This window comes from Photorhabdus akhurstii (assembly GCF_018448925.1).
Classification (GTDB): Bacteria; Pseudomonadota; Gammaproteobacteria; order Enterobacterales; family Enterobacteriaceae; genus Photorhabdus; species Photorhabdus akhurstii.
Genome location: NZ_RCWE01000013.1, coordinates 29897 through 49863 on the forward strand (window position 1 = coordinate 29897; position 19967 = coordinate 49863).

Genomic DNA, 19967 nt, shown 5'->3' on the forward strand with positions numbered 1-19967 from the left:
TTTGAAGAACATTTCAAAGGGAAATAAATAATTAATATAGGAAATATGGTGTAATAAGTGAGAGAACGGATTTTTTCGTTATGGTATCCATTATTTCTAAAGGCAACATAATTTACCCCGTTTCCTGAAATCACCTGTTTCAAATGAAACGGGGCCAATATTTGCTTTATTAGTTAATGGGTTAAATCAAATTAATAAATTTTCTCTCTATATCTTTAATGGCCGCACATCCTGCCAACTTCATGCAGAGTTTTAGCTCATCTTTAAGTAGGTTTAAAACGGAAGTGACTCCTGGTGCTCCACCTAATGCCAGCGCATATAAAATGGGCCTACCGATAGCGACAGCTTTGGCGCCTAATGCGAGAGCCTTAAACACATGGGTACCACGGCGGATGCCGCCATCTAAATAGACTGGGATTTTAGATCCGACAGCTTCAATAATGTGCGGTAATGAAGCGATTGCTGCCGGGACAGTATCCAACTGCCGGCCACCGTGATTAGAAACTTGAATTGCTGCGGCGCCGTGGTCAACACATTCTTTAGCATTTTCGGCAGATTGAATACCTTTTACGATGATTGGCAGACTTGATTCTTTGGCAAGGAACTCCAGGTCATTAAAATCAAGATCCCGTTTAAAGAGCGCTGTAATCTCTGCTAAGGTTGCTCCTGCGGGAACGCCTGGAATATTCGGAAATGGTAATGAATGTGGGAAAACAAATTTATTACGTTTATCGGTTTCTCTATTACCACTCCACTCTAAATCGACCGTAAAGACGATTGCGGTTGCTCCCATCGCTTTGGCTCGGCGTATCATTTCGCGGTTAATGCCCATATCTTTGGTAAAATAAATTTGGAACCATTTAGGGCCATTACTCACTTTTGCTATCTCTTCAAGAGGTGAATTGGCTAGAGTTTGTGCGGTAAATAGTGTGCCGGCATTGGCGGCGCCTCTTGCTGTGCCCAATTCAGCAGTAGTATGAGTTAGCCCATGTGCTGCCATTGGGGGAATGAAAATAGGCATATCCACTTTACTACCGAGCAACTCGGTTGTGGTGTCAGGCTCTTTTACTCCGGCGAGATAGCGGGGAATAATTTGGAAATCGTCGAAGGCTCTGGTGTTTTCACGTAGAGTCCATTCATCACCTGAACCGCCGCTGATATAGCCAAATTGGGGCGCAGGAATCAATTTACGCGCTTCTTCTTCCAGATCATAAAGATTAATAATATCAAGGGATTTTTCTGAACTATTTGTTTTGTAGGCTCCTGTCAGTTTTATGTTAGCAGTTGCGGCATTGGCTGAGGATACAGCGGATAGCGTACCGGCAGCAGCAAGACTTAATCCTCCAACTATGACGTCTCTTCTTGATGGCATATAATTTTCCCTTACTTAGTAGGTTTAATAAGTATTGACAATAGAATTTGTCCACATATTAAGAATAGACCTATTCTGGATAATTCAAGCTAATAAATCCTGAAGAATGTTTTTATAAGCTGACAAAGCTTATTGGAACTAGCGATTCTTTGTTGTGAGAGCAACATCACAAAACTCAGATTAAAGTAAAATGGCTTATTTCATTTGCTTACCTGAGTTTTTGGAGAATAGTTCAAACAGAGGGTGCGTGGATGCTGAATGTAAATGGGCTGCTTGGATATAAATTTGGCTTAAAATATTTAATTGTTATCTTTATTAATTATAATAAAATGGTTAATTTCACTAGGTTATAAAAATATTTCATCATTCATTATCAGAAAAAGGCTATTATTGAAATGCATTCTAAAATTATATGCGATGAACAGGTGGATATTTTAATTTTCATTATCTCAAAGTCTTATTTAATGAAAACATAAGTTTTTTCCTTAAGGAGAACTCATGAGTAATAAGAATGACTTTAAAGCCTTTTCTATTAGTCCAGATGCGAATATTGTTTCTCAGGAAGAATATGAAGAGAGTCAGGAATTGAATATGGGAATTCTTCCCAATGTTATTTCCATTGATTTATTAAATAAGGTCTTGCGTCAATCGTCAACCATATCATCGGTGGTGGCTAATTTTATCGCTACACAATGTGGTGATGATGTTTTGGATGACGGTGATATAGGTAAGCTCACTACCCAATTAAATACAGCTTTAGAGAAAAAAGCTTTAATAGAAATTCCAAGTGCTTCATTAACACAAAAAGGTGTTATTCAACTTACAGATGTACTCGGTGATAGTGACATATTAGCTGTTACGCAAAAGCTTGCTCAGGAAATAGTAAATTCGCTTAGTGAAAATATTAATAGCAGAGTGCCCAACATTCGGCAAGTGAATGGTAAGGAATTATCTGAGAATATTGATCTGGATGCTGTGGATATTGGGGTGTACACAAAAGAAGAAGTAGATAACCAAGTTAATGCCAAAGGTAATAGGAATACAGCCAGTAAAGCGGTTAATGGTTGGTGGAAATGTGGAGATACAGGCGTTATTTACCAATGGGGGCGTACTAAGGTCATTGATGCTGGCCGTATAGAACGTATTCAATTACCAATTAGTTTTTCCAATACGCATTATGCCGTCAATATTAATTCTATTCAAAGTAAAATGGGTTTTATGGGGGCATCTGTTGGCTATGTAAATGTAATTGATAATTCATCTTTCGATTTATTAAATTCTTGGGTAAATGCCAAATGGGATAGCCCATTCTTTTGGATAGCGATAGGATATTAACTATGTATTATTACAGTGCAAAAACGAATGCTTTCTACCCGGTAGAATTGGAACAAAATTATATTGCTGCTGGTTCATTGCCTGATGATATTATAGAAGTCAGTCATGATATTTATCAGGAATATGCTGCTAATCATGCTCCAGAAGGGAAACACCGTGTAGCAAATAAAAACGGTTTGCCGGAGTGGGCAGATATTCCCCCGCCAACGAAAGATGAATTACGGCAACATGCTGAACTCCAAAAACAACAACTTATTGCTGAGGCAACCAATCAAATTGCGCCACTGCAAGACGCTGTTGATTTAGGTATTGCGACTGAGGAAGAGAAAATAGCTTTATTGGCATGGAAAGAATACAGAGTAATACTTAATCGGATAGATGTTTCACAGGCAATGGATATTGATTGGCCGGAAAAACCTGAAGAATAAATAGACGAAATTTTTCAATCCACCCCCAAAATTGACCTGTTTGATTTTTTGGGGGTATATCTGGCTTCCAATTTAAATCTTAATTGTTGATTATCTTCTATAGGCTAATTTTATTATTCTTTATTTTATATGAGATTATATTCTATATAAACTAATGGAGAAAATAATGATAGACTTTAAAGGATTGGGTCATATTAATATCGTTGTAGATGACATGATGGCAGCAATAGACTTTTATAAAAATCTATTTGGGGCAATACCAAGACAATTCTTTCCTCATTTTAAAAATAAGGGTTTTGCAAAGTCAGCGGGTTTTATTGATAACCCTGAACAGATTGATGTATCAATGGCATTTTTGGAAATTCCTGGAGCTAGGGTTTTTATTGAGTTAATGGAATATCATCATCCGACGGGAGAAAAAAGGGTTGAAATAAAGGAAGCTAATGATATTGGTGGTATTGGGCATATTTGCCTTAGAATACAAAATATAGATAGTGTATTTGAATATATAAAAAACTTTCCTGATGTCAGATTGATAAATTCATCACCATTATATAAGCCATACAAAATAGATGAAATTACCAGTGATGAATTTATGTTCTTTAACGAGGAGGATGAAAAAAACTCTGTTTTAAAACAAAAAACTTGTGAGATTATGGGCAAGATAAGATATTTTTATTTTATCGACAAATATAATATTCAATGGGAATTTGAAGAAGGCCATGATGATATTGGCACTGATTAAGTAGTGCTTAATAATTATTTTATTTGTCGATCTGCTGCCTGAAACGGTAGATAGTGTCGTTACAAGTGTAGTGAGGTATCTTCGGACAGGCTGAATTAGTTGCATTATTTATGGGAGTAACTCCCGCGCCAAAGGGCGGAGAAATCGCATGAAAGATGAAATATTTGCCGATCTGCTGGCTAGTGCAGAAGAAATGGTGAAAATTGAGAAGGGTGAGCTGACACCGAAACCAGAACATGTTCATACTTTCACCGAGATTGATGTTAAAGCAATACGCGAAGCTACCGGCTTGAAGCAGCAAGATTTTGCTGTGGCGGTCGGGGTAAGTTATGACTTGGTGAAAAGTTGGGAAATCCAACGCCGTTATCCTACTGGCGCATCAAGAAAACTGTTGTTGTTGCTTCAGGCGAATCCTTTTATTATCAACCAGCTTAAAATGATTTAATTGAGCGACAGCAGGATTAGGAACTGTACGAAAAAGGGCTGTAGTAAAAGGTTCGGTACCAGTCAGATCTGTTGACAAGAACTGAGCTTGAGTATATGCACGACAGATAAAAATAGCCCAGAAGATTGGGCTATTGTGAAAGTTGTATTAAGAAAAAACGACTTTAAGGCTACCGGGTGTTCGGCGTGGTTTCCCGATCACAATCTGAACGTCCCGCCCTAGTCGATTCAGGCAATCTAGCATTTTTGCCTCGCTGATCCCCCGGAGCTGCCCACGTAGCATGTTAGATAAGCGGGGTTGAGTCATGCCTAACAATTGTGCGGCTTTTTCCTGTGTTAGGCGGCGGCTTTTAATGATGTTGCCGATGGTGGTAGCAAGTTGTGCTTTGACTTGCATTTCTTCGGCATCTGCCGTACCGAGATCGGCATAAATGTTACCGCTACTGACTTCGATATTGTGGTTCATATTATGTTCCTCTGGCATGGTCTTCTGCGATTTTCAATCGCTCACGAATTTTATCCATCTTTTCCTTCGAAAGGGTAGGAGATAAAGACATTGTCCGGTCACTGTATGCGTTTGCAAGAGGTCAGAATATCTATCTGCTACATGCATTCGTGAAGAAGACCGACAAAACCCCGGCAGCAGCCATCAAGACAGACCATACGAGGCTTAAGGAGTTCAAATGAAACCAATATCACTGAACGAATTGAAGGAGTTGATGTTGAATGACGCGGAGTCTATCGCTGCGTATAAGGAGGCCGACAAAGAATTGGAACTGATACAGATATTGTTTGAGATGCGTGAACGTTCTGGCATGTCAAAGACTGAGCTGGCAGATAAAATCGGTATCAAACCATCAGGTATCAATCGGCTTGAAAAAAATCCTCTTGGCGCAAGTATGAAGACCTTGGAACGTTATGCGGCAGCGTGTGGCGCGGTTATTAACTTCAACGTTCAATATCAGTAAAAGGAATGGGACTTTGGTCCCGTTTATCCCTTTAGCTGAAATAATTACGCTAAAGTCAACGTACTCTGCGTTTCCCCAAAATATTCCTGATAGCAAATTGTACGGCTCTACATTAAATCACCTGTGATACTTCTTAACGTCAATTGTCAACGATACCTAATAGTGTCATCAGTACGGGGACGTTTCACTATGCTATAGTAGGCCGTAATTTAATATCATTCTCCGCAGTATATTCCCTTATTTATGGGGTACTGAGAATGCCAAAATAATCTAAAAAAGTATAGCAATGCACCAAAGTAAAGAAATTCAAAAAACGTTTAAATTCAGCGAGAAAGATAGAGAAACAGTCAAATATAGTCCTAACCGTTTCTCCGTAGCTCCTATGTTGGACTGGACAGATCGCCATTGCCGTTATTTCCATCGTTTATTAAGTCAGCAAACGCTGTTATATACAGAAATGGTGACAACCGGGGCGATTATTCATGGTAAAGGCGATTATCTGGCATACAGCGAAGAAGAACATCCGATAGCACTACAACTGGGTGGCAGTGATCCGCAGGCGTTGGCGCATTGTGCGAAGATTGCACAGGAACGTGGCTATGATGAAATTAACCTAAACGTCGGTTGTCCTTCTGATCGGGTGCAAAATGGCCGTTTTGGTGCGTGCCTAATGGGGGATGCTAAACTGGTCGCTGATTGCGTCAAAGCCATGCAGGATGTGGTTAATGTGCCGGTGACAGTTAAAACCCGTATCGGTATTGATGAACAGGACAGTTACCAATTCCTATGTGATTTTATTGATGTTGTTGTGCAACGCAGTGGTTGCAATATATTTACCATTCATGCCCGTAAAGCTTGGCTTTCTGGTTTAAGCCCAAAGGAGAACCGTGAGATTCCCCCGCTGGATTACCCACGAGTTTATCAATTGAAAAAGGATTTTCCTCAATTAACGATTGCTATCAATGGCGGTATTAAATCGCTGGAAGAAGCGAAACAGCATTTACAATATGTAGATGGAATTATGGTTGGGCGAGAGGCTTATCAGAACCCGTCTATTTTGACACAGGTTGATCATGAATTGTTTGATGTTTCAATGCCGGTAGTTGATACCGTTGCGGTGGTTAAAGCACTTTATCCTTATATAGAGCAAGAACTATCAAAAGGAACATATCTGGGGCATATTACCCGCCATATTTTAGGTATTTTCCAGGGGATTCCGGGGGCACGTCAATGGCGTCGTCATCTTAGTGAAAATGCACATAAACCGGGCGCGGATGTTTCTGTCGTGGAACAGGCGTTAGCTATGGTGACTGAGCGGATGTAATATCCGCTCATTTTACTGTTAAAGGCACAGTCATATATGAGAATTGAGCACTAAAATATTTATGGATATTGCGTGATTTTTTACTGTGCTTTAATCTGTTTTTTCGAGTTAGTTTTTCATTATCGGACAAAAATAGATATCCATATATCTTTGCGAAATATTGTGATGCTGTTCGAATAAATTAATTTTGTCATATTGAAATCTGGAAAACTGTTCCGGGTAATAATATCCCAGTTTACGTGACTCTTGCTGATAGTAAGTATATAGCAACAATAGTATCCATAAAATATATATATGTGCAATGAAAGATGTCCTTCATATGAAGAGAGGGGATATTATTGTTATATATAGAACGGCCGATAAACAAGGGCCAGCACGATATAGATCTGTGATTAGTTCACTTTGCGTTGTTGAAGAAGTCAGGGTTATTAATGAGTTCCCAACGCTAGAAAGCTATATTGATTATTGTAGTAAATTTAGTGTCTTTAATGTAAATGAATTAACTGAAATATATAGAAGACGGCAGTATCCATACATAGTAAGATTTACTTATAATGTGGCTTTACCTAAAAGGATTATTCGTGATAGACTCATTAACGAAGTCGGTTTAAATAAAAGTGATTATTGGGGAATCATGAGATTGACTGATGATCAATTTAATAATATTATCAAACTGAGCGAAGCCAATGAAAGTTTTATTATCAATTAAACCAGAGTATGTTGATAGAATACTTGATGGTTCAAAGAAATTTGAATTTAGGAAAGTTGCCTTTAAAAATAATCAGGTTCAATCCGTTGTTATATATGCAACTATGCCGATAGGTATGGTTGTTGGCGAGTTTGAAATTGAAGATATTATTTCTGACGCTCCTTCCGTTGTATGGGAAATGACTCATCAATTTGCAGGTACAACAAAGGATTTTTTTGATAGTTATTTTGAAGGAAGGGAGAAGGCTGTCGCAATCAGTATTGGTAATGTTAAAAAATACGATAAACCTCTGCCTTTAAATGTGTTTGGTCAAGGGATAACACCGCCTCAATCTTATCGTTATTTATCTGCCTGAGGTGTGATACCCCTACCAAGAGGGGTATTGTTTTATCTTTCATATATTCAGCCAGCATTGCCCTCCGGTCTAAGGTTATTCGTGCAGGCAATAGCGGCATAATGAGGTATTAGACTTGCAGGCTTAGTTAATAACCCGTTCATCTTACTGTTAAGGGATCAGTAAACTTGATCCTTGCGTTGCCCGACTTTCCAGAATCTGATGTGCCTTTGTCGCTTCACTTAGCGGGAACTTCTGATTTTCTGGTACGTCCACATTAATTTTTCCGCTGGCAATCAGATCAAATAATTCTTTGCTCGCCTCATCCAACTCTTCGCGCGTTGAAATATAGCCGGCGATAGAAGGGCGGGTAACAAACAGTGAGCCTTTTTGATTTAAAATCCCCAAATCGACACCGGTAACTGGCCCGGATGCATTGCCAAAGCTAACCATTAATCCGTGGCGTTTCAGACAATCCAGCGAGTTCAGCCAGGTCGATTTACCAACAGAATCATAAACTACACCGACTTTTTCACCGTTGGTGATTTCATAAATTCGTTCGACAATATTTTCACGGTTATAGTTAATAACCTGCCATGCCCCTGCATTTTTAGCGCGTTGTACTTTTTCTTCAGAGCCGACTGTTCCAATCAGTTTTGCATCCAAAGCTTTTGCCCATTGGCAGGCAATTAGCCCAACGCCACCAGCGGCGGCATGAAACAAAAAGGGTTCGCCTGACTGGATTTTGTAGGTACGGTGTAGAAGATAGTAGACTGTCAGCCCTTTTAGAAAAGAAGCCGCAGCTTGTTCGAAGGAGATGGTATCCGGCAGAACAGCGACTCTGTTTTCCGCGACATTATGCACCTCACTGTAAGCGCCTAAAGTTGATTGCGCGTAAACTACACGGTCACCCACTTTTATGGTAGTCACAGCAGAACCCACTTTGGTCACTACGCCTGCGGCCTCAGTGCCCAGGCCGCTTGGTAATTGTGCCGGCGGGTATAGCCCGCTACGAATATAAGTGTCGATATAATTGATTCCAATCGCTCTATTTTCTACTTGTACTTCATCGTCAGCAGGAGCTTTGGGGGTGAATTCACAATATTGCAGGACCTCGGGGCTGCCAATAGAGGAAAATTCGATATGTTTTGCCATGACTCAACCTCATCAATATAAGGGGGAATGTGTGTGCACGTAGTAGTTGAATTCATTGTAAACAGGCTTTAATGTGCCAGAAATAATTACAAACTATATGTAATTACTCAAGGCACTTCATAGCGTATACTCTGTGCTGTTGTAAATTTATCAGTGGATTATTGCAGGATTCATGGCGGGAAAAAAATCAACTCACAACAAAATGGCTGAACCAAAAGATCGCCAAATGGAAGGGCTGAAACTTCCGCCGCACTCTTTGGAAGCAGAGCAGTCTGTGTTAGGTGGCTTAATGCTAGATAACGAACGTTGGGATAATGTTTCCGAACGTGTTACTAGCAATGATTTTTTCAGCCGTCCACATCGGCGCATTTTTGCTGAAATGCAGCGGTTGCTGGAGATGGGCAATCCTATCGACCTGATTACATTATCGGAATCCCTTGAACAGAGCGGGGAGCTAAATAATGTAGGGGGTTTTGCTTATCTGGCTGAATTATCTAAAAATACGCCAAGTGCAGCGAACATTAATGCTTATGCGGATATTGTCCGCGAACGTGCTGTTGTCCGCGAGATGATCACTGTTGCAAATGAAATTGCAGATGCGGGTTATGATCCTCAAGGCAGGAGTAGCGAAGAATTATTGGATCTGGCCGAATCACGGGTGTTCCAGATCGCTGAAAATCGTGCCAGTAAAGATGAAGGGCCGAAAGGAATAGAACAGATCCTTGAAGAAACCGTCGAGCGTATCGAGCAGCTCTATCAACGCCCTCATGATGGTGTAACCGGTGTTTCAACCGGTTATCAGGATTTGGATAAGAAAACCGCAGGCTTACAAAAATCAGACTTGATCATTGTGGCTGCGCGTCCTTCTATGGGTAAAACCACTTTTGCCATGAACCTGTGTGAAAACGCAGCCATGATGCAGGATAAGCCTGTTTTGATCTTTAGTCTTGAGATGCCCGGCAACCAGATCATGATGCGTATGCTGGCGTCCCTTTCACGGGTGGATCAAACCCGTATCCGTACCGGTCAGCTTGATGATGAAGATTGGGCGCGGATCTCCAGTACGATGGGCATATTGCTGGAAAAACGCAATATGTATATTGATGATTCGTCTGGCCTGACGCCTACCGAAGTTCGTTCCCGGGCTCGGCGCGTCTTCCGCGAAAATGGTGGATTAAGTCTGATCATGATCGACTACCTGCAATTAATGCGGGTTCCGGCCTTATCCGATAATCGTACTTTGGAAATTGCGGAGATTTCCCGTTCACTAAAAGCCTTGGCTAAAGAGCTTCAAGTGCCGGTGGTTGCACTTTCTCAGCTCAACCGTAGCCTTGAACAGCGGGCAGATAAGCGCCCGGTTAACTCTGATTTACGTGAATCCGGCTCTATTGAGCAGGATGCCGACCTCATTATGTTTATCTATCGTGACGAGGTTTACCATGAGAATAGCGACATGAAAGGTGTGGCTGAAATCATTCTTGGTAAGCAGCGTAACGGCCCAATCGGTACAGTTCGCCTAACGTTTAATGGTCAATGGTCGCGGTTTGATAACTATGCCGGACCAAGTTATGACGACGAATAAGTATTAACCACCAAAGAATTAATAAATTTAAGGAATAGAATGAAAGCGGCAACCGCAATTATTGACCGCCGCGCTCTGCGACATAACTTGCAACGGGTAAGGGAGCTTGCTCCTAAAAGCAATCTGATTGCAGTTGTGAAAGCAAACGCTTATGGCCACGGTTTACTGGAGACAGCACATACGCTGGACGACGCCGATTGTTTCGGTGTAGCGCGAATTGGTGAAGCATTGACGTTGCGTCATGGTGGTATCGTCAAACCGATTCTGTTACTGGAAGGATGCTTTGATGCGTCTGACCTGCCAGTACTGGTTGCTAACTATATTGAAACTGTGGTTCACAGCATTGAACAGTTGGAAGCACTGGAGCAGGCTAAGTTATCCCATCCGGTAAAAGTATGGATGAAACTAGATAGCGGGATGCATCGCTTAGGTGTACGGCCGGAAGATGCCGAAGAATTTTATCAACGGCTAAGTCGTTGTAAAAATGTACAGCAGCCCGTCAATATTGTCAGCCATTTCGGCAGGGCTGATGAGCCAACGGTAGATACAACTAGCCGGCAGATAGCTTGTTTTCAGGCTTTCTGTGCGGACAAACCGGGAGAAAAATCTATTGACGCGTCAGGAGGTATCCTGTTGTGGCCGGAAGTCCATCAAGATTGGGTGCGCCCTGGGCTGATTATGTATGGTGTATCGCCATTGTCTGATAAAACGGCCGTGGATTTTAATTTGATCCCCGCGATGACCTTAAAGTCGAGCTTAATTGCTATTCGTAAGCATAAAGCTGGAGAGTCGGTTGGCTATGGTGGGACCTGGGTCAGTGAACGTGATACTTGTCTTGGGGTTGTGGCTATCGGTTATGGTGATGGTTATCCGCGCAGTGCGCCTTCGGGAACGCCAATATATATTAATGGCCGTGAAGTGCCGATTGCTGGCCGAGTTTCGATGGATATGATCTCGGTTGATTTGGGGCCTGATGCGACAGATAAAGTGGGTGATGAAGTGGTGCTCTGGGGAGATGTACTACCGGTGGAACGGATTGCTGAATGCACTGGTATCATTACTTATGAGCTGGTGACTAAGCTTACTTCCAGAGTGGTGATGGAATACCTGGACGAATGATGTTGTAGATTATATTGTTTATTAAATAACTGACTGATAAGGAGTAGAGCCTGATGTTCCAGAATGTTGATGCTTATGCTGGTGATCCTATTCTTTCGCTGGCTGAAGAATTTCAAAAAGATCCTCGTGCGGAAAAAGTTAATCTGAGTATCGGGCTGTATTACGATGAGCAGGGTGTGACTCCGCAATTGCAGGCGGTGGCTACCGCGGAAGAACAACTTAGAGCGTTGTCACAGACTGCTTCTCTTTATCTGCCGATGGAGGGATTGGAATCCTATCGTCTTGCGGTTCAGGAACTGTTATTTGGTAAAGATCATCCGGTGTTGAAACAACGGATAGTGGCAACGATTCAATCATTAGGCGGTTCTGGCGCTCTTAAAATTGGAGCTGACTTTTTGCGTCGCTATTTCCCTGATTCAGAAGTGTGGTGCAGTGATCCAACTTGGGAAAACCACGCGGCTATTTTTGCGGGGGCTGGTATTAAGGTGAACTATTACCCTTATTTTGATATACAGACTAAAGGGGTAAAATTCGATGAAATGCTGGAAACATTCAGGAAATTGCCGGCAAAAAGCATTATTGTGATGCACCCTTGTTGCCATAACCCAACTGGATCGGATCTGACCAATGATCAATGGGATCAAGTTGTTCAGATTGTTAAAGAGAGAGAATTACTGCCATTCCTTGATATTGCTTATCAGGGACTTGCGGGGGGTATGGAAAAAGATGCTTATGCCATTCGTGCAATGGCGAACGCTGGTTTGCCTTGTCTGGTGAGTAACTCTTTCTCCAAGATATTTTCTATGTATGGTGAGCGCGTGGGTGGTTTGTCTGTCATTTGCGATGATGAACAGACCAAAGAGCGGGTATTAGGGCAGTTGAAAGCGGGTGTGCGTCGCGTCTACTCTAGCCCACCGAATTTTGGTGCGCAGGTTGTGGCGAAAGTACTGACTGATCCTGCTTTGAAGGCACAATGGTTGACAGAAGTTGAACATATGCGCTTGCGTATTTTGGAAATGCGTACGGTGCTGGTGGATGCTTTGAAAACCGCACTACCAGAGAAAAATTTTGATTATTTTCTGAAACAGCGCGGGATGTTCAGCTATACCGGTTTTAGCCAGCGGCAGGTGGATCGCTTACGCAAAGAATTTGCTGTTTATCTGGTCGGTAATGGCCGAGTCTGTATACCGGGTGTTAATCACCGTAATGTTGCACGTGTTGCTGAGACATTTGCGGCGGTAAATAAGTAATAAATTCTGATGTAAATAATCTGCTATCGATGATAATGATCGATAAATTTGTAAAATAGCAGTAAATACATCCTTGAAGCGCGCTATTTATGGTGCGCTTATTTTCCCTTCCTAATATTAATTTAATGTGGCGCGTAATTAGCAACGGCTGATCAGAACGTAGCATTAAAAATTTTTATGAGGTAAGTTATGGGATTAAAGTTAAATATTGCGTGGTTTGATAAAAAAACGGAAGAGTTTATTGGTGAGGAATATTCTAGAGATTTGGGAGATGATGGTTCAGTAATAGAAAAATTAGGGCTTCCTATTGAAGATAATATTAATAATGGTGCATTCGATGTAAAAAAAGAATGGGTGCCAACACTTGAATCATATTTTAAAAATAAAATTGAAACAGATAAATATTGGTATCAAATATCATTCGACTATCGAAATAAATGGTCATGAAGTTGTAATTTAAATTTAGTTACTTAAACCTTGTTGTGGCAAGGTTTAATACTATTTGATGGTGATGTTTAAATGGCAACAAGTTCCAGATGTTTGCCCAAGGCATTTAACGCATTCGCGATGGTGTCAATTTTAGTGCTGTGACCTAATTTCCTCAGCGGTTCTGGAATTTCTTTACTAGGGTGCCTTGGCATCGTGGTTTGCTTACCGTTCAAGAAAACTTTCAAGTGGTTAGTCCCATCTTTAAATTCTGTTCCTTGAGCTTTAAGCTACCGGCGAAACTCGCTTTGCTTCACTGCCTCCTCCTGTTTGTTTAATTTGAAAATAAACATTTTTATTTATATGAGCAAGAGGTTTATAAGCATTTTTGTTTATAAGAATAATAGCGTTATAAATATTTATATTTGTTCTTTATATGATGGAATCTAATGTGAGAATTATTCTAATTGCAGCGTATATAATTTTTTCGTGGATATTTCCGGTTATGAAGTATATTTTTTAATGTGAAACAGATCAATTTTTTATGAAACATGTTTCAGATGGTGAAAAGTAATTTTCACCATTTCAAGGTATATCCAAACATTTGTTAGCTTTCGACAAGGATTTACTTAATGCTTTGTTTTGTTGAATTTATTTCTGGCACAAAATACCGGTTGATTATTAATATGCAGCAAAAAGGATTGTTTAGCAGGATTTAATTTGATGGTTATCACATAAAATAGGGCTGATAATCCAGTCATATACTCTTACGATCGTTCTCCCAACTTCGTTGTAAAGTAAAAAATCCCACTTTACTATTTTTCCTTTAACACATAAAACAAACGCGTGTTTAAGAACAAACAAGTGTCCAAAAATGACGAATCGGGAAAAACAAATATTACAACTTCTGAGACGAGATCCGTTGATCCCACAGCAGGAAATTGCCGATATTTTAGGTATAAGTCGCTCTGGTGTTGCTGGCCATATTATGAATTTAATGAATAAGGGATATATAAAAGGGAAAGGTTATATTTTATCTGATCATAATTATGTAGTAACGGTTGGTTCTATTAATATGGATGTTTGCGGTTATGCATCGGATAAACTCATTTATCAAGATTCTAACCCAGGAAAAATAAAATGTACCCCGGGTGGTGTAGGAAGAAATATTGCCCAAAATATCGCATTATTAGGTAAAGAGTGCCATCTTATTTCTGTTGTTGGCGATGATTTCTATGGTAGCACTTTACTAGATCAGGCTAGATGCGCAGGGGTTAATGTCGACTACTGCTATAAACTTTATGGTGAAAATACTTCGACATATGTCTCCTTATTAGATGACGGCGGTGAGATGTTGGTTGCCATCAATGATATGCATATTTTGGAAAAATTGACGCCATCGTTGCTAACGAATCATTATGATCTTATTCGGCATGCCGGTGTACTGGTTATTGATTGCAATTTATCTGAAGAAGCTTTGGTTTGGTTGTTGACTAACGCCGGAACGGTGCCGATATTTGTGGATACAGTATCCGCATTTAAAGCGCCTAAGATTAAAAACTGGCTTTCCTATATTCACACCTTAAAACCTAATTGTCTGGAAGCGGAAGCACTGAGTGGAATGAAAATCACCCAACCTACCGATGTTCCGGCAGTAGCGCGGTGGTTTCACGATCAAGGTGTGCAGCGGTTAGTACTCAGCATGGGCGTAGAGGGTGTCTACTTTAGCGAAAGCGATGGTGTGGCAGGCTGGTCACTTCCCATCAGTATCAAGATTGTCAATGTAACAGGGGCCGGAGATGCCATGATGGCTGGGCTGGTGAACTGTTGGCTAGAAAATATGACGCTGGCAGAAAGTGTTCGCTTTGCTCAAGGGTGCTCTGCGCTCACGCTCTCTTGCGAATTTACCAATAATCCAAATCTGTCAAATGGCAGTGTCCAAAAACTGCTGGAATTATAATCATGAAAAATCATGCTATTAGCAATAAATATTTGGATATTTCCCCGGAAGTTACAGAGGCTTTAGAGCATAACCGGCCGGTTGTGGCGTTGGAATCTACCATTATTGCTCATGGAATGCCTTACCCGCAAAATGTAAAGACTGCGTTGCAAGTTGAGCGGAAAATCAGGGAAAATGGCGCTATTCCTGCAACAATTGCTGTTATCAATGGGATGATGAAAGCAGGACTCTCTCATGAAGAGATCGAATTTTTGGGTAGAGAAGGTGACAAGATAACTAAAGTCAGTCGTCGTGATTTACCCTTTGTTATCGCGGCTGGAAAAAATGGCGCGACGACGGTAGCTTCTACCATGATTATTGCGGCAATGGCCGGGATTAGAATCTTCGCTACCGGCGGTATTGGCGGTGTGCACCGGGGAGCGGAACAGACTTTTGATATTTCGGCGGATTTACAGGAATTAGCGAAAACCAGTGTCGCAGTAGTCTGTGCTGGCGCTAAATCTATTCTGGATCTTGGCCTGACAACAGAATATCTTGAAACTCATGGCGTACCATTAATTGGCTATCAGACTCACTCTTTACCGGCGTTTTTCTGTCGTACTAGCCCATTTCCCGTCAATATTCGTCTGGACTCCCCAGAACAGATAGCTCAGGCGATGGCAGTAAAATGGGATACTGGATTACAGGGAGGTTTGGTGATTGCCAATCCTATCCCTGAGCCATACGCTATGCCGGAAGCGGAGATCAATGCTGCTATCGAACAGGCGGTGCACGAATCCATAGAACAGAAAGTAAATGGAAAGGCGTGTACGCCGTTTTTGTTATCCAGAGTGGCTGAGTTAACTGGGGGTGATAGCTTGTCTGCCAATATTCAGTTGGTACTTAATAACGCTGAACTGGCAGCGAAAATTGCCTGTTGTTACTGGGAAAACAGTTGTTACAGAAAACAGAGAACAGGAAACTGAACACAGGAAAAAGGGGCTTAAATCGCCCCTGTTTGCCGATTATGCTTCTTTCTTCAATATAGGTTTCAGGAAACGTGCAGTATGTGATTTCTCACATTTGGCGACCTCTTCTGGTGTACCCGAAATCAGAATCTCGCCGCCGCCGCTACCTCCTTCCGGGCCAAGATCCACGATCCAGTCAGCGGTTTTAATTACATCAAGGTTATGTTCAATAACCACAATGGTATTCCCTTGATCGCGTAACTGATGCAGAACCGCTAATAGTTGCTGAATATCAGCAAAATGCAAACCTGTTGTTGGCTCATCAAGAATATATAACGTCTGCCCGGTTCCGCGCTTGGATAGCTCACGCGCCAGCTTTACTCGCTGCGCTTCACCACCTGATAGCGTTGTTGCTGATTGACCCAGACGGATGTAAGAAAGGCCAACGTCCATGAGGGTTTGCAGTTTACGGGCTAGGGCAGGAACTGCATCAAAGAATTCACGAGCTTCTTCGATCGTCATATTCAATACTTCATTGATATTCTTGCCCTTATATTTTACTTCCAGTGTTTCACGGTTATAACGCTTACCTTTGCACTGATCACAAGGGACATAAATATCAGGCAAGAAGTGCATTTCTACCTTAATAACGCCATCACCTTGGCAAGCTTCACAGCGCCCACCTTTAACGTTAAAACTGAATCGTCCAGGTGTGTAACCACGGGCGCGTGATTCAGGTACGCCAGCGAACAATTCACGGACTGGTGTGAATACGCCGGTATAAGTTGCCGGGTTAGAGCGGGGAGTTCGGCCAATCGGACTCTGGTCAATATCAATCACTTTATCGAAATGCTCTAGCCCTTGAATATCGATATAAGGGGCAGGAGTGATATTGGTCGCGCCATTTAACTGGCGTTGGGCGATGGGGAACAGAGTATCATTAATTAGCGTTGATTTACCGGAACCAGAAACCCCGGTAATACAAGTAAATAACCCAACTGGCAGATTGAACGTCACATTTTTCAGGTTATTACCTTTCGCTCCGAGCAGTTTCAGCACCTTTTTCGGATCAGCCGGGATACGCTTTTCTGGGATGGCAATTTCACGCTTTCCACTCAGGAATTGACCTGTTAGTGAATCTTTGCTCACCATAATATCTTTAACTGTGCCCTCCGCGACGATTTCACCACCGTGCACGCCGGCACCGGGACCGATATCAATGATATGGTCGGCAGCCCGGATGGCATCCTCATCGTGTTCAACCACAATCACGGTATTTCCCAGATTGCGTAAGTGGATTAGCGTTTCCAGCAAGCGTTCATTATCCCGCTGATGTAACCCGATAGAAGGTTCATCAAGTACATACATCACTCCCACTAAACCGGCGCCAATCTGACTGGCAAGGCGGATACGTTGAGCTTCGCCACCGGACAGAGTTTCGGCAGAACGAGAGAGAGTCAGATAATTCAGACCAACATTAACCAAGAATTTCAGACGGTCGCGGATCTCTTTCAGTACTTTTTCAGCAATTTGCGCACGTTGACCACTGAGTTTAATGTTTTGAAAAAAATCCATCGCATGGCCGATACTGAAATCTGAGATCTCCGGGAGAGTGGTATTCTCAATAAATACGTAGCGGGCTTCTTTACGTAGGCGGGTTCCGTGGCAGGAAATACACGAGCGGTTACTAATATATTTCGCCAGCTCCTCCCGAACGGCAGTAGATTCCGTCTCTTTATAACGGCGCTCCATATTATGCAGTACACCTTCGAACGGATGGTTACGCACTGTGGTATCGCCACGGTCATTGGTGTATTTAAATTCGATGGATTGTTTACCGGAACCATACAACACCACTTTCTGAATATTGGCGCTGAGGGAATTGAAGGGTGCTTCGATGTCGAATTTATAATGTTCTGCCAATGAACGTAGCATCTGGAAATAGTAAAAATTACGGCGATCCCAGCCACGAATTGCACCACCAGCCAGGGAGATATCACCATTCTGAATGACTCTATCGGGATCAAAAAATTGCTGAATACCTAAACCATCACAAGTCGGGCAAGCCCCGGCTGGGTTGTTAAAAGAGAATAGGCGAGGTTCCAGCTCACTCATGCTATAGCCACATGCAGGACACGCAAAGTTAGCAGAGAAAATCAGCTCCTCGGCTGTATTATCATCGATATTGGCGACAATAGCAGTGCCGCCTGAAAGCTCCAGCGCTGTTTCAAAAGATTCAGCCAGGCGTTGTGCCAGATCGGCACGAACTTTAAAGCGATCAATGACCACTTCAATAGTATGTTTTTTCTGTAATTCTAGCTTTGGCGGATCGGATAGATCACAGACTTCACCATCAATACGGGCGCGGATATAACCTTGTGCTGCCAGATTATCCAGTAACTTAGTGTGTTCGCCTTTACGTTCTTTAACGATCGGCGCCAGCAACATCAAACGATGACCTTCTGGCAGTGTTAGCACATTATCTACCATCTGACTAACAGTCTGTGCTGCCAATGGAATATCGTGATCTGGGCAACGTGGTTCACCTACACGGGCAAACAGCAAACGCAGATAATCATGAATTTCGGTAATTGTCCCCACAGTTGAACGTGGGTTATGGGAAGTAGATTTCTGCTCAATGGAAATGGCCGGGGATAACCCTTCAATATGGTCAACATCAGGTTTCTCCATCAGTGACAGAAACTGGCGCGCATAAGCTGAAAGCGATTCCACATAACGACGCTGACCCTCAGCATAAAGCGTATCAAATGCTAGAGAAGACTTACCTGAACCGGACAAACCGGTGATAACTATCAGTTTGTCTCGGGGGATTATCAGATTGATATTTTTGAGATTGTGGGTACGTGCGCCCCGAACTTCGATGTTATCCATGAACCATTTCCCGGGTTATTCATACGTGCATAAATAATAATAAGTGAGTTATTATTACACAGAGTTGACTGATTAGATATACAGTGTTTAAGTGAAATAATGTAATAAGTACGGAATTAAATTACGGTGAGCTTCGCAAAGTTCGTTCTAAAGCGGCTGCGTTTCATTTTTAGTATCGCATGTTAAACTGTGTTGCTTAATAATTGTAGAAATTCATTTCATCAGGAGTATTCCCAATGGCCAGCAGAGGCATAAACAAAGTTATTTTAATCGGTAACCTGGGGCAAGACCCGGAAGTCCGCTATATGCCAAACGGCGGTGCAGTGACTAACATTACTCTGGCGACTTCTGAAAGCTGGCGCGATAAACAGACCGGCGAGATGAAAGAGAAGACTGAATGGCACCGGGTTGTTTTATTTGGCAAACTGGCGGAAGTGGCGGGTGAATACCTGCGTAAAGGTTCACAGGTTTATATTGAAGGTTCTCTGCAAACCCGCAAATGGCAGGATCAGAACGGTCAAGAGCGTTACACCACAGAAGTAGTGGTAAACATGGGCGGAACCATGCAAATGTTGGGCGGCCGTGCTGGTGGTGGTAATTTCCAGGATAGCCAACCGCAAGGCGGCGGTTGGGGACAGCCACAGCAGCCACAACCACAGCAACAATCTCAGCAGTTCAGCGGTGGCGGCGCTCCTTCACGCCCAGCTCAATCCTCCGCTCCACAAAGCAGTGAGCCGCCAATGGATTTTGATGATGACATTCCGTTCTGAGTTCGATATTTTTATTTATAAAACAAATGGTTATTATGTTTTTCTGTGATAATCATAGGCTGTTGGAGTGCCTATTGAGAGCCTGACTAAAATTCTTACTCAGTAATGGGTTTGCACTTCGAAAGAGGGAGGGGAGTGCAGCATGTCAGGAAAAGGCTGGTTGCGGGGAAATAACCTACTTTGCGCCAGCCACTCTTGTTTTACATA

Annotated in this window: 21 protein-coding genes; 16 read left to right on the plus strand and 5 right to left on the minus strand. The window is 42.2% G+C overall.

What is annotated here, in order from left to right; translation table 11 throughout:
- Positions 1 to 181: 181 nt before the first annotated feature.
- Positions 182 to 1372 carry a lactate oxidase gene (locus EAE93_RS14720; protein WP_228998671.1) on the minus strand — a complete coding sequence of 397 codons (1191 nt, stop codon included), beginning with the start codon at positions 1370 to 1372 and terminating at the stop codon, positions 182 to 184.
- A 498-nt stretch (positions 1373 to 1870) separates the two neighbouring features.
- On the opposite strand from EAE93_RS14720, the gene EAE93_RS14725 reads away from it, so the two are divergent.
- The 4 genes from EAE93_RS14725 to nadS all read left to right on the plus strand — a co-directional run bounded on the left by EAE93_RS14725 (position 1871) and on the right by nadS (position 4325).
- Positions 1871 to 2707 carry a gp53-like domain-containing protein gene (locus EAE93_RS14725; protein WP_214039976.1) on the plus strand — a complete coding sequence of 279 codons (837 nt, stop codon included), beginning with the start codon at positions 1871 to 1873 and terminating at the stop codon, positions 2705 to 2707.
- A gap of 2 nt (positions 2708 to 2709) precedes the next feature.
- Positions 2710 to 3135 carry a tail fiber assembly protein gene (locus tag EAE93_RS14730; protein WP_214039977.1) on the plus strand — a complete coding sequence of 142 codons (426 nt, stop codon included), beginning with the start codon at positions 2710 to 2712 and terminating at the stop codon, positions 3133 to 3135.
- Positions 3136 to 3301: 166 nt separating this feature from the next.
- Positions 3302 to 3880, plus strand: coding sequence for a VOC family protein (locus tag EAE93_RS14735; RefSeq protein WP_214039978.1), 579 nt, complete (start codon positions 3302 to 3304; stop codon positions 3878 to 3880).
- 148 nt (positions 3881 to 4028) lie between these two features.
- A complete protein-coding gene (gene nadS / locus EAE93_RS14740; RefSeq protein ID WP_214039979.1) occupies positions 4029 to 4325 on the plus strand; it encodes a NadS family protein in 297 nt (98 codons plus the stop codon).
- Positions 4326 to 4472: 147 nt separating this feature from the next.
- Here nadS and EAE93_RS14745 read toward each other — a convergent pair whose 3' ends face one another.
- Complete coding sequence (locus EAE93_RS14745; protein ID WP_036811547.1) at positions 4473 to 4790, minus strand: helix-turn-helix domain-containing protein; 318 nt, start codon at positions 4788 to 4790, stop codon at positions 4473 to 4475.
- An 89-nt stretch (positions 4791 to 4879) separates the two neighbouring features.
- Between EAE93_RS14745 and EAE93_RS25315 the strand changes: the two genes are divergently transcribed.
- The 5 genes from EAE93_RS25315 (at position 4880) to EAE93_RS14770 (ending at position 7680) form a co-directional block, all read left to right on the plus strand.
- On the plus strand, positions 4880 to 5011 hold the full coding sequence (locus EAE93_RS25315) for a type II toxin-antitoxin system RelE/ParE family toxin (RefSeq protein ID WP_265340063.1): 132 nt from the start codon (positions 4880 to 4882) through the stop codon (positions 5009 to 5011).
- Positions 5008 to 5292 (plus strand): helix-turn-helix domain-containing protein, encoded by a 285-nt coding sequence (locus tag EAE93_RS14755; RefSeq protein ID WP_065389959.1) that lies wholly within the window; start codon positions 5008 to 5010, stop codon positions 5290 to 5292. The genes EAE93_RS25315 and EAE93_RS14755 overlap by 4 nt, the downstream gene beginning before the upstream one ends.
- Positions 5293 to 5578: 286 nt before the next feature.
- Positions 5579 to 6616 (plus strand): tRNA dihydrouridine(20/20a) synthase DusA, encoded by a 1038-nt coding sequence (dusA, locus tag EAE93_RS14760; protein ID WP_214039980.1) that lies wholly within the window; start codon positions 5579 to 5581, stop codon positions 6614 to 6616.
- Positions 6617 to 6935: 319 nt separating this feature from the next.
- Positions 6936 to 7325: a hypothetical protein gene (locus tag EAE93_RS14765; RefSeq protein ID WP_214039981.1), complete on the plus strand. Its 390-nt coding sequence runs from the start codon at positions 6936 to 6938 to the stop codon at positions 7323 to 7325.
- The gene (locus tag EAE93_RS14770; protein WP_036811552.1) at positions 7303 to 7680 is read left to right on the plus strand and encodes an ASCH domain-containing protein; all 378 of its coding nucleotides are present in this window, start codon (positions 7303 to 7305) and stop codon (positions 7678 to 7680) included. The genes EAE93_RS14765 and EAE93_RS14770 overlap by 23 nt, the downstream gene beginning before the upstream one ends.
- Before the next feature lie 150 nt (positions 7681 to 7830).
- On the opposite strand, the gene EAE93_RS14775 is transcribed toward EAE93_RS14770, so the two are convergent.
- On the minus strand, positions 7831 to 8814 hold the full coding sequence (locus tag EAE93_RS14775) for a quinone oxidoreductase (protein WP_214039982.1): 984 nt from the start codon (positions 8812 to 8814) through the stop codon (positions 7831 to 7833).
- A 172-nt stretch (positions 8815 to 8986) separates the two neighbouring features.
- Between EAE93_RS14775 and dnaB the strand changes: the two genes are divergently transcribed.
- The 4 genes from dnaB to EAE93_RS14795 all read left to right on the plus strand — a co-directional run bounded on the left by dnaB (position 8987) and on the right by EAE93_RS14795 (position 13212).
- Entirely contained in the window at positions 8987 to 10396 is a 1410-nt protein-coding gene (gene dnaB, locus EAE93_RS14780) for a replicative DNA helicase (RefSeq protein ID WP_036778097.1), read from the plus strand.
- Positions 10397 to 10435: 39 nt separating this feature from the next.
- On the plus strand, positions 10436 to 11515 hold the full coding sequence (alr, locus tag EAE93_RS14785; RefSeq protein WP_214039983.1) for an alanine racemase: 1080 nt from the start codon (positions 10436 to 10438) through the stop codon (positions 11513 to 11515).
- Positions 11516 to 11568: 53 nt separating this feature from the next.
- Positions 11569 to 12765: an amino acid aminotransferase gene (locus tag EAE93_RS14790; RefSeq protein WP_214039984.1), complete on the plus strand. Its 1197-nt coding sequence runs from the start codon at positions 11569 to 11571 to the stop codon at positions 12763 to 12765.
- A gap of 189 nt (positions 12766 to 12954) precedes the next feature.
- Positions 12955 to 13212 carry a cloacin immunity family protein gene (locus tag EAE93_RS14795; protein WP_214039985.1) on the plus strand — a complete coding sequence of 86 codons (258 nt, stop codon included), beginning with the start codon at positions 12955 to 12957 and terminating at the stop codon, positions 13210 to 13212.
- 68 nt (positions 13213 to 13280) lie between these two features.
- Here the strand turns inward: EAE93_RS14795 and EAE93_RS25590 are convergent, their stop codons facing one another.
- Entirely contained in the window at positions 13281 to 13406 is a 126-nt protein-coding gene (locus tag EAE93_RS25590) for a hypothetical protein (RefSeq protein WP_391528462.1), read from the minus strand.
- 659 nt (positions 13407 to 14065) lie between these two features.
- On the opposite strand from EAE93_RS25590, the gene EAE93_RS14805 reads away from it, so the two are divergent.
- Both EAE93_RS14805 and EAE93_RS14810 read left to right on the plus strand, forming a co-directional pair.
- Positions 14066 to 15151: a PfkB family carbohydrate kinase gene (locus EAE93_RS14805; protein WP_214039986.1), complete on the plus strand. Its 1086-nt coding sequence runs from the start codon at positions 14066 to 14068 to the stop codon at positions 15149 to 15151.
- Between the two features lie 2 nt (positions 15152 to 15153).
- Positions 15154 to 16116 carry a pseudouridine-5'-phosphate glycosidase gene (locus EAE93_RS14810; protein ID WP_214039987.1) on the plus strand — a complete coding sequence of 321 codons (963 nt, stop codon included), beginning with the start codon at positions 15154 to 15156 and terminating at the stop codon, positions 16114 to 16116.
- A gap of 39 nt (positions 16117 to 16155) precedes the next feature.
- Here EAE93_RS14810 and uvrA read toward each other — a convergent pair whose 3' ends face one another.
- On the minus strand, positions 16156 to 18990 hold the full coding sequence (uvrA, locus tag EAE93_RS14815; RefSeq protein WP_214039988.1) for an excinuclease ABC subunit UvrA: 2835 nt from the start codon (positions 18988 to 18990) through the stop codon (positions 16156 to 16158).
- Between the two features lie 236 nt (positions 18991 to 19226).
- On the opposite strand from uvrA, the gene EAE93_RS14820 reads away from it, so the two are divergent.
- Complete coding sequence (locus EAE93_RS14820; RefSeq protein WP_036811562.1) at positions 19227 to 19760, plus strand: single-stranded DNA-binding protein; 534 nt, start codon at positions 19227 to 19229, stop codon at positions 19758 to 19760.
- Positions 19761 to 19967: the final 207 nt, after the last annotated feature.